The sequence below is a fragment of the Pantoea sp. BL1 genome (assembly GCF_000963985.1).
GTDB lineage: Bacteria > Pseudomonadota > Gammaproteobacteria > Enterobacterales > Enterobacteriaceae > Pantoea > Pantoea rwandensis_B.
On the sequence record NZ_JZRH01000047.1, the window covers coordinates 113881 to 126769 of the forward strand.

Below are 12889 nucleotides of genomic sequence, written 5' to 3' on the forward strand. Positions count from 1 at the left end.
TACTCCCTGCTTCGTTAAGCGAACGCGAATTATAACCTCTTCAGATCGCAAAGAAAAAAAAGCGATAATCGTTGTCTCATTTCTGTTTTTTAACTATTTATCATAGGTCGGGTTTTTCATAAAAGTGTCATAAAAGTGACGCATAATGGCGCCGCAAATCCCAGTGACAAGCCGTCACAACAGCAGGAGTTATAATGGCTAAGCGCATTTTGGTTGTGGAAGACGAAGCTCCCATCCGTGAAATGTTATGTTTCGTGCTGGAACAGAATGATTACCAGCCTATTGAGGCAGAAGACTACGACAGCGCGATTGGTAAGCTGATCGAACCCTGGCCGGATCTCATTCTGCTGGACTGGATGTTGCCGGGAGGCAGCGGTATTCAGTTTATTAAACATTTGAAACGTGAAGCCATGACGCGCGACATCCCGGTGATGATGCTGACGGCACGCGGCGAAGAAGAGGATCGCGTACGCGGTCTGGAAGTCGGCGCCGATGACTACATCACCAAGCCTTTCTCACCGAAAGAGCTGATGGCACGTATCAAAGCGGTGATGCGCCGTATTTCACCAATGGCGGTGGAAGAGGTGATTGAGATGCAGGGCCTGAGCCTGGATCCTTCCTCGCATCGCGTGATGTCGGAAAGCACCCCGCTGGAAATGGGACCGACCGAATATAAATTGCTGCACTTCTTTATGACGCACCCGGAGCGTGTTTACAGCCGCGAGCAGCTGCTAAACCACGTATGGGGTACCAACGTTTACGTTGAAGATCGTACTGTTGATGTGCATATCCGTCGTTTACGTAAAGCACTGGAAGTATCTGGCCACGATCGCATGGTTCAAACCGTACGCGGAACAGGGTATCGTTTCTCTGCCCGCTACTAAACGGAGTCTTTTACCGTGCTGGAACGACTCTCCTGGAAGAGATTATTGACTGAGCTGGCGCTGGTCTGTTTGCCCGCGCTGGTGCTTGGTCTGTTGTTCGGTTATCTGCCCTGGCTGCTGTTGATTGCAGTAGCGGGTGTGATGTTTTGGCACTTTAGAAACCTGATGCGTCTGTCGCACTGGCTGTGGGTCGATCGTTCTATGACGCCACCTGCCGGGCGCGGTAGCTGGGAACCGTTGTTCTACGGTTTGTACCAGATGCAACTGCGTAACCGTCGCCGTCGTCGTGAGCTGGGTAACCTGATTAAGCGCTTCCGCAGCGGCGCGGAATCTCTGCCCGATGCAGTGATTCTGACCACCGAAGAGGGCACCATTTTCTGGTGCAACGGACTGGCACAACAGCATCTTGGGCTACGCTGGCCGGAAGATAATGGCCAGAACATCCTCAACTTGCTGCGCTATCCTGAGTTTTCCCGCTATATCCGCCAGCGTGATTTTGACAAGCCGCTGACGCTGGTCCTGAACAATCAACATCATATGGAGTTCCGTGTGATGCCCTACAGCGAAGGGCAATGGTTGATGGTGGCGCGCGATGTCACGCAGATGCACCAGTTGGAAGGGGCACGACGTAACTTCTTTGCCAACGTCAGTCATGAACTGCGTACGCCGTTAACGGTGTTGCAGGGCTATCTGGAAATGATGGACGATGCGACGATGAACGAGCGCACGCGCAGTAAGGCGTTGCACACCATGCAGGAGCAGACACGTCGCATGGATAGCCTGGTGAAACAGCTGCTGACCTTGTCGCGTATCGAGGCCGCGCCCGCTATCGATCTCAAAGAGACTGTGGATGTTCCGGGCATGCTGCAACTGTTGCAGCGCGAAGCGGAAACGCTCAGCCAGGGCCGGCACAGCATTCATTTCCGCACCGATCCGCACCTCAAAGTCTTCGGCAATGACGAACAGCTTCGCAGCGCCATTTCCAATCTGGTGTACAACGCGGTGAATCACACACCGGACGGAACGCGACTGGATATCAGCTGGTTGCGCAGCAAAGAAGGGGCGGAGTTCAAAGTGTGTGATAACGGCCCGGGGATCAGCGAGGAGCATTTGCCGCGCCTGACCGAGCGTTTCTATCGGGTGGATAAAGCACGCTCGCGCGCCACCGGCGGCAGTGGCTTAGGGTTGGCGATCGTTAAGCATGCCTTGAGCCACCATAATGCGCGGCTGGAAATCACCAGTATTCCGCATCAGGAAACCTGTTTTAGTTTCGTGCTGCCGCCACGTTTGATTGTGGCGAAGAGCGTGCACAGTAAGGTCAGTTAAGCACGATCAAGTGGCGCAATTGATTGCGTGATGATTCGCGGCGCGACAGAATGTGCAGTTCAATGTTCATGACCTGATTTGCGGAAAACCTGATGAGATCGCTGTTGCTGTTCACGTTGCTGCTGTGCTCTACGCTGGCACAAAGCCAACAAACCATGCTCACCGGCAATTTGAGCAGCGTCGGTTCCGACACCCTCGGCTATCTGATGACCTTATGGGGCGAGGATTTCAGCCGCCAGTCACCGGGCGTTAACGTTCAGGTACAGGCGGCTGGATCTTCAACCGCCCCCACCGCGCTGGCAGCAGGTGCTGCCCAGCTTGGGGCGATGAGCCGCCCAATGCAAATTGATGAACGCCAACTGTTTACCACGCGCTATGGCTATCCCCCGCTGGCGGTGCCCGTGGCGATGGATGCGCTGGTGGTGGTGGTCAATCAGGACAACCCGCTAACGCGTATCGATCAACCGCAACTCGATGCCCTTTTCTCTGTCACTCGTCTGTGTGGTGCGCACTCGGTGCCGCAGCACTGGGGTGATCTTGGCCTCAACCAGGGGGATTGGGCGCGACGCAGTATTCAGCGTTTTGGCCGTAATTCGGCATCAGGTACCTGGGGCTTCTTCAAACAGCAGGCGCTGTGTAAAGGGGATTTCCGTTCGGACGTCGCGGAGTTTCCCGGCTCGGCGGCGGTGGTGCAAGCGGTCGCGGCGACCCCCAACAGCATTGGTTATGCCAGTTTTGGCTTTCACCTGAGTGGCGTGAAGATGGTACCGATCGTCACTGCCAGCGGCGATAGCGTGATGCCGGACGCCGAAACCATTCGCAGTGGCCGTTATCCGTGGTCGCGCCCGCTCTATATTTACGTCAATAAAGCGCCGGGCAAACCGCTGCCGCCGCTGGTGAATGCGTTCTTACATCAGGTGTTATCACCAGAAGGGCAGCGCCGGGTAACGGAAGCCGGGTATTTGCCACTTTCCGAAAGTCAGATGGCCCAGGCGCGCGCCGCCATTGAGTAAAATTGAAGAACGAGCATCCGATCATGAATTTTATTCACGTCACCTGAATTTTCTTCCATTGCCCAATTTGTTTCAGCATGTCACTCTTTCTGGACATTTAGCCATCCAGATGGCTGTAAATAACCAGATGAAATTATACCCTGACGCAATTATGCGTTTAGCCAGGAGTGAACATGCCACAACAACAACCGTTCCGTGCCGATACCGTCGGCAGTTTTCTGCGTCCTGCGGCGATCAAGCAAGCGCGCGTGCAGTTTGCTAATGGCGAGATCACGGCTGAGCAACTGCGTCAGGTAGAAGATGAAGCAATCCGCCACGTGGTCGAACATCAGCGTGCCAACGGCTTGCAGGTGGTCACTGACGGCGAGTTCCGTCGCGCCTGGTGGCACTTTGACTTCTTTGGCGATCTGCAAGGCGTTGAGCTATTTGAAGCGGAGCAGGGCATCCAGTTCAACGGCGTACAAACCAAAGCACACGGCGTGAAAGTCACGGGCAAATTAGCCTTTAATCCGCATCACCCGATGCTGGATCACTTCCGCTTTCTGAAGAGCATTGCGGGTGACGCTGTGGCGAAGATGACCATCCCAAGCCCAAGCGTGCTGCACTTCCGCGGTGGGCGTAAGGTGATCGATGCCACCGTCTATCCCGATCTGAAAGAGTACTTTGCTGACCTGGCGCAGACTTACAAAGATGCGATCGCGGCTTTCTACGCGGCGGGCTGCCGTTTTCTGCAGCTGGATGACACCGTTTGGGCTTACCTGTGCTCTTCGGATCAGCAGCAGCAGATCCGTGAGCGTGGTGAAGATCCGCAGGAACTGGCGCGTATTTACGCTGAGGTGCTGAACAAAGCGCTGGAAGATAAACCGGCTGACCTGACCATTGGTCTGCACGTGTGCCGCGGCAATTTCCGCTCAACCTGGATTTCCGAAGGCGGCTATGAGCCGGTGGCCGAGATTCTGTTTGGGCAGGTGAATATTGATGCCTACTTCCTCGAATATGACAACGAGCGTTCCGGTGGTTTTGAACCGCTGCGCTTTATCAAACCCGGCCATCAGCAAGTGGTATTGGGTCTGATCACCACCAAAAACGGTGAACTGGAAGATCCGGATCAGGTGAAAGCGCGCCTGCAGGAAGCTTCGCAGTTTGTTAGCCTGAACCAGATTTGCCTCAGCCCACAGTGTGGCTTTGCCTCGACAGAAGAGGGCAACAGCCTGACGGAAGAGCAGCAGTGGCAGAAGATTCGTCTGGTGGTGGATATCGCCAATCAGGTGTGGTGATGCTGTAAACTTGTGCAAACAGGCGCGTAAATCGCGCCTTTTGTGCATCTGAAAGCCAAATTTTGCGAGGAGATCTCCCGCAATGCGGAAACTTTAAGCAAATCATCTGAGGTGTTTTCGCGCTATTCCCCGCTGATACACTGCTTTGTATCACTTTCTTGTTATATCCTTCTGGTTTTCCGATCCTGTATTGCCTTTCTTCGCTATAAACGTTTTAATTTGCGCCGTTGTCGATTTATCCCTCTGCGAACAGAAGAAAAGTAGATTAAATCACCTGCGCTTTAACGATTAGGCCCGCATAACGCTCTGACTTCATCAGGTAAGCCTTTGTTTTCGCGCATGCAGAGGACAACACGCACTCAACTTCCACCGCAACATCAGCTACAGGCAGTACAGAAGTTTATGACACATCGTTTAACCTCCAAGGATATCCTGGCGCTGGGCTTCATGACGTTTGCCCTGTTCGTTGGCGCAGGAAACATTATCTTTCCACCGATGGTGGGGATTCAGTCTGGCGAACACGTCTGGATTGCCGCTTTCGGCTTTCTGATTACGGCTGTTGGCTTGCCGGTGATGACCGTTATCGCCCTGGCGCGCGTGGGCGGCGGCATTGATGCCCTCAGCTCACCGATTGGCAAAGCCGCAGGTCTGCTGCTGGCAACGGTTTGCTACCTGGCGGTCGGTCCGTTGTTTGCGACGCCGCGCACGGCGACCGTCTCGTTTGAAGTGGGGATTGCTCCGCTGACGGGTGACGGTGCACTGCCGCTGTTTATCTACAGCCTGATTTACTTTGCGCTGGTGATCGGCATCTCTCTGTATCCGGGGAAATTGCTGGACACTGTTGGCCACTTCCTCGCACCACTGAAAATCGTGGCGTTGACCATTTTGGGTATCGCTGCGCTGCTGTGGCCAGCAGGGGGGATTGCACCTGCCACGGCTGATTATCAGCGTGCGGCGTTCTCCAGTGGCTTCGTCAACGGCTACCTGACGATGGATACGCTGGGTGCGCTGGTGTTCGGTATTGTTATTGTCAATGCTGCACGTTCTCGCGGCGTTGAAGATGCGAAACTGCTGACCCGTTACACCATGCTGGCGGGCGTGATTGCCGGTGTTGGATTGACGCTGGTGTATCTGAGCCTGTTCAAACTCGGTTCTGGCAGCGCCGGCCTGGTCGATCAGAATGCCAATGGTGCGGCGATTCTGCATGCGTATGTGCAGCAGACCTTTGGCGGTATGGGTAGCTTCTTCCTGGCGGCACTGATCTTCGTGGCTTGCATGGTCACGGCGGTTGGCCTGACCTGCGCCTGTGCAGAATTCTTTGCGCAATACTTGCCGTTGTCGTATAAGACGCTGGTCTTTATTCTGGGTCTGTTCTCGATGGTGGTGTCGAATCTCGGCCTGAGCCACTTGATTCAGATCTCCATTCCGGTGCTGACGGCGATTTACCCACCGTGCATCGTGCTGGTGGTGCTGAGCTTCACCCTGAAATGGTGGAATAAGAGCTCGCGCATTATCGCGCCAACCATGCTGGTTAGCCTGCTGTTTGGCATCGTTGATGCCATCAAAACCACCAATTTTAAAGATGTGCTGCCGCTGTTCAGCCAGCATCTGCCGCTGGCCGATCAGGGACTTTCCTGGTTGCCGCCATCATTGGTGATGCTGGTGATTGCCGCGGTGGTGGATCGGGCAAAAGGACGCGAACAAGTCGCTGTCCACCAGTAAGCGACATTGCTGTTAATTTCAACCACGGGCTTGCCCGTGGTTTTTTCATTTACAAGGTATTGGTGTTATGCAAGAAACCAACAAGCTCAAACGCGGACTGAGCACGCGCCACATCCGTTTTATGGCGCTGGGATCGGCAATCGGTACCGGGCTGTTTTACGGCTCGGCGGATGCGATCAAAATGGCAGGACCCAGCGTGCTGCTGGCGTACATCATCGGCGGTGCGGTGGCGTACATCATCATGCGTGCATTGGGTGAGATGTCAGTGAATAACCCGCAGGCCAGCTCGTTCTCGCGCTACGCGCAAGACTATCTGGGGCCGTTAGCGGGTTACATCACTGGCTGGACCTACTGTTTTGAAATCCTGATTGTGGCGATTGCCGACGTGACGGCTTTTGGTATCTACATGGGCGTGTGGTTCCCGGAAGTGCCGCACTGGATTTGGGTGTTGTCGGTGGTGCTGATTATTGGTGCTATTAACCTGATGAGCGTGAAGGTGTTTGGCGAAGTGGAGTTCTGGTTCTCCTTCTTCAAAGTTGCCACCATCATCATCATGATTATCGCTGGTTTTGGCATGATTTTCTGGGGCATCGGCAACGGCGGTCAGCCTACGGGTATCCATAACCTGTGGACCAACGGTGGCTTCTTCGCTCACGGCATTGTGGGCATGCTGCTGTCATTGCAGATGGTGATGTTTGCCTATGGCGGCATTGAGATTATCGGGATTACCGCCGGTGAAGCGGAGGAGCCAGAGAAGTCGATCCCACGCGCCATCAACTCGGTTCCGCTGCGCATTCTGGTGTTCTATGTCGGTACGCTGTTTGTCATCATGTCGATCTATCCGTGGAACCAGGTCGGCACCTCCGGCAGTCCTTTTGTGCTGACCTTCCAGCATTTGGGCATTGCGGCTGCGGCCTCGATTCTTAACTTTGTGGTATTGACGGCGTCACTCTCGGCGATCAACAGCGACGTGTTTGGCGTCGGGCGTATGCTGCACGGCATGGCGCAGCAGGGCCACGCGCCGAAGATGTTCCAGAAGGTCTCGGATCGCGGGATTCCGTGGGTCACCGTGCTGGTGATGATGGTGGCGATGCTGATCGCGGTGTATCTCAACTACCTGATGCCGGAAAAAGTGTTCCTGGTGATCGCGTCACTGGCGACCTTCGCCACGGTGTGGGTGTGGATCATGATTCTGCTGTCGCAAATTGCGTTTCGCCGCAAAATTGGCAAAGAGCAGGCAGGTAAACTGCAATTCGCCTTGCCAGGCGGCAGCAAAACGGCCTGGGTTGGCGTGGCTTTCCTGGTGTTCATCATTGCCTTGATCGGTTATTTCCCTGACACGCGTGTGTCGCTGTATGTCGGCTTCGCGTGGATTGTGCTGCTGTTGCTGGCCTGGCCGCTGGCGAAGAAACGTAAAGCCTGATTATCCCGATGCGCATAACGGGCTGAGTGCTTGCCCGTTAAGCGTGGTGAGAGGGTTATCCTTCAGGGCGGGAGAGATTCCCGCCCTGAGCTTTTGAGCAGGGTAAACGTGCTCAACGTTTCAGATCGTAGCGCAACTACCAATTGCTCCCCAACGCAATCTCGCCGCCCGCCGGACTCAGGTGATTGTCGTCATAATAGAGCGGCAATCCTCCGCTGGTGATCAAACAGCCCTGTTCATTACACAGATTCTCTCGCAGTGATAGCACGCGTACGCCTTGTTGCTTATAGCGCTGTAATAATTTCTCCACGGCCTCTTCCGGGAACTGGAACAATCTGGTGCGCTCAGAGAGCAGCGGCGGGGCTTCCCATTTGCTCAGCCAGGCGCTCAGTTCGCGACGAATCGGGATGTTACGGTTATTGCTGTAGCGGAGTGGGTCGACATCCACTGAGGGGGCATCCTCAATGACCGTGACCTTTTTTCCCGCCTGAGTCAGCTGGGCCACCACGCGATCCATACCCGCATGCAGCGCCTCCAGGTTACTCTTCTCGGGATGGCCGGTTTCGCGGAAGCCAGCACCGGGTAACAGGCTCATACCCGATGCCCAATAGGCGCTGATCACCACTTCGTCCACCTTGTCGCTCAGCACCATCTTCAGCACTTCCTGATTAAAGGTGATGCATTGCTGCGCATGATGTGGCATTTGGCTCACCACGCGCGTGGCACCAATCAGAAACGGACAGGAGGCTTTGGTGAGTTGATACAGCGGTTTATGCTGACGTTGTGCATAGCCCGACACCGAAGCACGCAGTGCGGCAGCGTGGCTGTCGCCAATTAAGGCGATACCGGGGCGATCGGTGTTTGGATGACACTCCTCATGCCCGGAGGGCAGGTTTGCCCCGTAATCAAGCAAGCACGGATTACGCTGCGCCGAAATTTTCCAGCTGTCCGCATTGACGACGAGTTCACTAACCCGCGATTTCATGCCCCCGGTTTGCCACAACAGCAGCATCGCGCCCGCCGCAATCAGGGATGAGGCACAGTAGCCGGGGATCACCCAACGCGTGCCCATGCGCGTCTGGCGGAAGGGCTGCTCGACAAAGCGCCACGAAAACCAGGCCAGACCCAGCGCTGTGCCGCTGATCATCAGACCTTGCCAGACGGTAAGGGGATGATCGCTACAGATGCGCGCCAGACTCAGCAGCGGCCAGTGCCACAGGTACCAGGAATAAGAGATCTTGCCGATAAAGCGCATCAGCGGATTTTCTAACAGTAACTGGTTAAGCTCGCTGCGCGCACCGATCATCAGGCAACCCGCCAGCACGGGAATGATCGCCAACCAGCCCGGAAATTGGCTATGGCTACTGAGCAACAGGCTGGCGGAGATTATCATCAACCAGCCCAGTAAATTGAGCAGGCTGGCCGCTCGGCCAGTGAGCGGTTGTGGTTTCCACAGCGCCAGCAGCACACCGGCACCGAGTTCCCAGGCGCGGGTTGGCAACAGATAAAAGGCGTGGGTGGTGGCAAACGGTGTGATCCCGATACAGGCCACCAAAGAGATCACACTCAGTATCAGTACTACAGAGCGCATCGAACGTTTGAGTCGTACGGCCAAAAGCAGAATGAAGGGCAGCACAATATAGAACTGTTCTTCTATTCCCAATGACCAGGTCATGAGCAGGGGATTTAAATCGGAATCGGTACTAAAATAGTCGCCGCTCTTGAGTAACAGCATATTGGGTACGGCGATAAATACCGACAGGCTGTATTTGGCTAGCTGGCTGAACTCCAGTGGTGAGAGCAGGGTAAAGCCCAGTAGCAGCAATATCGTCATCATGAAAAATAACGCAGGGGCGATACGTCGAATGCGGCGCAAATAGAATTGATAAAATGAGAAGCGACCCTCGGATATTTCTTTGCTGATAATGCCGCCGATCAGAAAACCGGAAATAACAAAGAAAAGGTCGACACCAATAAAACCGCCCTGCAGCGAGTTAACGCCGGAATGAAAAAGCACCACCAGAATTATGGCAACGGCGCGCAGGCCGTCAATATCCGCCCGATAGCGGTGAGAGGCATTCGCAGTCATAATTTAACCCAGAAGTTAGGATAAGGATGGTTGTGCGTTCCAGAAAAAATAAATCGGCGCATCCTGTCGCCGAAAAAAATTACAAAGGAGAAAAATGTGTATTACAAGGGATGATTGACGCTGACAGAATACGCGCTTTTAGCCGCTAAATATCAGGGCGCAAGAAAATTAGAATAATCGCACTATAGGGTGTGATTTATATTTGCCGGGCTGAAGCATAAACAGCGAAAAGATAAGCCTGGATTATCCTTCAGGCTTATCTTTTATGATGTGGTAAATCAGCTACAGGCTAATATGCGCGGGTAACAGCGCTTTGAGCTGGGGGTAGAGAACCGTATTGGCGAGCAGCACAGGATTGCCCTGCTGCAGACCATTGTGACCAAGATAATCATTGGTCATGCCTCCGGCCTCACGCATCAACACAATACCGGGTAACCCGTCCCACGGATTCATGTGAGCTTCGTAATAACCAATTAAACGACCGGCGGCGGCCCAGGCACTCATTAATGCGCCGGAACCATTACGGATGAACATGCCACCCTGTGACAGCAATCCACCAATAAACGCCGTCAATGGCTCCACGGGTTGGCTGTTGGAACTGCTAATGCCGAGCACGCCCTGATTAAGCTGCTGTGCGCTGTGCGCCTGAATACGTTTTTCGTTAACCCATGCGCCTTTACCCCGGCAGGCGTGGAAGGTTTCATGATGGTTGGGATCGCAGACCACGCCAATTACCGGCTCATTTTCACAAACTATCGCCAGTGACACGCACCAGTTATGTAATCCATTCAGGAAGTTACTGGTACCGTCAATGGGATCGTTCACCCAGATAAAGCGCGCGCCTGCGGTATCGCCGCCGCTCTCTTCACCCAATACGGCATCATCGGGAAAGCGCTCGCGAATCAGATGCTTGACCAGTTCTTCCACGTTGCGGTCCGCTTCGCTGACCACATCCTGTAAATCCTTTTTATGCTCAATCGCCAGTTGATGACGCTGCTGATACCAGGATAAAGCGCGGCTGGCTGCAGTTTTAGCGACATCACAGGCAAAGTGATAACGCGCGTCAAGTTCGGTTAGCGTAGCTGATGACATCTTTCCCTCTTATCATTTTCTGGCAAACGAAGTGACAAAAAACGCCGAAAAAGGCGACCTGGCGGTGTGACCTACTTAACAAAAGTTAAGAAAGGTTTCATTAAGCCGCAGATGACTGCGGCTGGCAAGAGGCGGAAATGCAGGGATTGTGAAAAAAAGCGGGTTTAGAGCTGCTGGTGGCGCGCAGCGTCCATCAGGCGCGGATAGAACTGGAAGAACAGCGGTTCAAGTTTCTGATAATGTTCGACAAAATCCTGATAGGAGTCGCGCAGTGCTGCCAGGCGCGGGCGGCGATGTGCCATACCATTAAGCACGCGAGCCAAACGCGCGGGTTCAGCATAGTGCTCAAACCAGCGCTCGCGCCACATCACCGCATTCAGCTCGATAAACCCCTCTGGCGTGCCCGGCAACTGCGGCATAATTTCACGCTCAGCTGATGCGGTGAAGTCCACCAGGGATTGCGTGGGATGCAATCTATCCCAATGCAGGGCCAGGAAGTGATCCCAGATGACGTCCAGGGTAATCGGTGCAACGCGGCGCGTTTCGGCCCGGAAAAATTGCCGTGCTTCACGCACTTCCGGCAGGCTGTCGGTCAAAACATCAACCCGGCGATGCATGGCGATACCCGCCACAACCGGTTCCGGCCATTGTGACTGCACATTGCCGCGCACGAAGTCGGCCATCAGATTGCCCAGCAGGGAGCTGTTTGCCAGCTGTGCGAGGTGGAGGTGAGCAAGAAAGTTCATGGCGCATTATATACACGTCATACTTCAAGTTACAGGTGCGTTGGCTGCGCTCGCTCACCTGCATCACTGACTAAAGTCAGCACATCGTGCTGCTCCCATTTGCCACCTTTCTATACCTCGAATGATGTTGTGTAAAGGCAGCAGCACAGAGATGCAGCCAGTTGTTCAGAATTTCCCGCTTTTCCGCTAAACTATGCCGCCTGTTTTTTGAGTCCTGAAAGAAGTGATGCATGCGTGTAGCCGATTTTGCTTTTGAGTTGCCAGAATCTTTGATCGCCCACTATCCGCAGGCGCAGCGCAGCGGTTGCCGCTTGCTGGCGCTGGATGGCCCAAGTGGGGTGTTAAGCCATGAAGTGTTTACCGACGTACTGGATAAACTCAATCCGGGCGACCTGCTGGTGTTTAACAATACCCGCGTGATCCCGGCGCGTGTCTACGGCCGCAAAGCCAGTGGCGGCAAAATCGAGATGCTGGTGGAGCGCATGCTGGATGACAAACGCGTGCTAGCGCATGTGCGTGCCTCGAAAGCGCCGAAGCCGGGTGCAGAACTGCTGCTGGGCGATGACGAAAGCGTCAAAGCCACCATGGTCGCGCGTCACGATACGCTGTTTGAGATTGAATTTGCCGACGATCGCGCAGTGCTGGATATCCTGAACAGCGTCGGCCATATGCCGCTGCCGCCGTATATTGATCGTCCGGATGAAGAAGCAGACCGTGAACTTTATCAAACCGTTTACAGCGCGCGTCCGGGTGCGGTAGCCGCACCGACCGCCGGTTTGCATTTTGATGAACCGCTGCTGGACGCGCTGCGCGCCAAAGGCATCGAAATGGCGTTTGTCACGCTGCACGTTGGCGCAGGTACCTTCCAGCCGGTGCGCGTCGAGAACATCAACGACCACATCATGCACTCTGAGTATGCCGAAGTGCCGCAGGATGTGGTGGATGCCGTGCTGGCGTGTAAAGCGCGCGGCAACAAAGTGGTCGCGGTTGGCACCACCTCCGTGCGTTCTCTGGAGAGCGCGGCGCAGGCGGCTCAGGATGCGCTGATTGCGCCCTTCTTCGACGACACGCAGATCTTCATCTATCCGGGCTATCACTATCAGGTGATTGATGCGCTGATCACCAACTTCCATCTGCCGGAATCGACGCTGATTATGCTGGTGTCGGCATTTGCCGGTTACAAAAATACCATGGCGGCTTATCAAAGCGCGGTGGCAGAGCAGTACCGTTTCTTTAGCTACGGGGATGCCATGTACATCACCCGTAATCCACAGGCTCCTGACGAAGTGGTTGGAGCTTAATAATCAGACTGTTTCT

The 12889-nt window shown here is 54.5% G+C and carries 10 protein-coding genes; 7 read left to right on the plus strand and 3 right to left on the minus strand.

The features are described from left to right. Positions 1-194: 194 nt before the first annotated feature. The 6 genes from phoB to proY all read left to right on the plus strand — a co-directional run bounded on the left by phoB (position 195) and on the right by proY (position 7645). The gene (phoB, locus tag VH86_RS20065; protein ID WP_034830536.1) at positions 195-884 is read left to right on the plus strand and encodes a phosphate response regulator transcription factor PhoB; all 690 of its coding nucleotides are present in this window, start codon (positions 195-197) and stop codon (positions 882-884) included. 15 nt (positions 885-899) lie between these two features. Next, positions 900-2210: a phosphate regulon sensor histidine kinase PhoR gene (gene phoR / locus VH86_RS20070; protein ID WP_038648633.1), complete on the plus strand. Its 1311-nt coding sequence runs from the start codon at positions 900-902 to the stop codon at positions 2208-2210. 92 nt (positions 2211-2302) lie between these two features. Then, complete coding sequence (locus VH86_RS20075; protein ID WP_045833908.1) at positions 2303-3223, plus strand: PstS family phosphate ABC transporter substrate-binding protein; 921 nt, start codon at positions 2303-2305, stop codon at positions 3221-3223. 173 nt (positions 3224-3396) lie between these two features. Beyond that, positions 3397-4500 carry a cobalamin-independent methionine synthase II family protein gene (locus VH86_RS20080; protein WP_045833909.1) on the plus strand — a complete coding sequence of 368 codons (1104 nt, stop codon included), beginning with the start codon at positions 3397-3399 and terminating at the stop codon, positions 4498-4500. A gap of 402 nt (positions 4501-4902) precedes the next feature. Continuing rightward, complete coding sequence (brnQ, locus tag VH86_RS20085) at positions 4903-6222, plus strand: branched-chain amino acid transporter carrier protein BrnQ (RefSeq protein WP_045833910.1); 1320 nt, start codon at positions 4903-4905, stop codon at positions 6220-6222. A 67-nt stretch (positions 6223-6289) separates the two neighbouring features. Next, the gene (gene proY, locus VH86_RS20090; protein WP_038648624.1) at positions 6290-7645 is read left to right on the plus strand and encodes a proline-specific permease ProY; all 1356 of its coding nucleotides are present in this window, start codon (positions 6290-6292) and stop codon (positions 7643-7645) included. A gap of 136 nt (positions 7646-7781) precedes the next feature. On the opposite strand, the gene VH86_RS20095 is transcribed toward proY, so the two are convergent. The 3 genes from VH86_RS20095 to VH86_RS20105 all read right to left on the minus strand — a co-directional run bounded on the left by VH86_RS20095 (position 7782) and on the right by VH86_RS20105 (position 11572). Then, positions 7782-9734, minus strand: a complete 1953-nt coding sequence (locus VH86_RS20095) for an acyltransferase family protein (RefSeq protein ID WP_045833911.1) — start codon at positions 9732-9734, stop codon at positions 7782-7784. A 282-nt stretch (positions 9735-10016) separates the two neighbouring features. Continuing rightward, positions 10017-10826 (minus strand): inositol monophosphatase, encoded by an 810-nt coding sequence (locus VH86_RS20100; protein ID WP_045833912.1) that lies wholly within the window; start codon positions 10824-10826, stop codon positions 10017-10019. Between the two features lie 164 nt (positions 10827-10990). Next, positions 10991-11572 (minus strand): ACP phosphodiesterase, encoded by a 582-nt coding sequence (locus tag VH86_RS20105; RefSeq protein WP_045833913.1) that lies wholly within the window; start codon positions 11570-11572, stop codon positions 10991-10993. A gap of 230 nt (positions 11573-11802) precedes the next feature. On the opposite strand from VH86_RS20105, the gene queA reads away from it, so the two are divergent. After that, positions 11803-12873, plus strand: coding sequence for a tRNA preQ1(34) S-adenosylmethionine ribosyltransferase-isomerase QueA (gene queA / locus VH86_RS20110; protein WP_045833914.1), 1071 nt, complete (start codon positions 11803-11805; stop codon positions 12871-12873). Positions 12874-12889 lie beyond the last annotated feature (16 nt).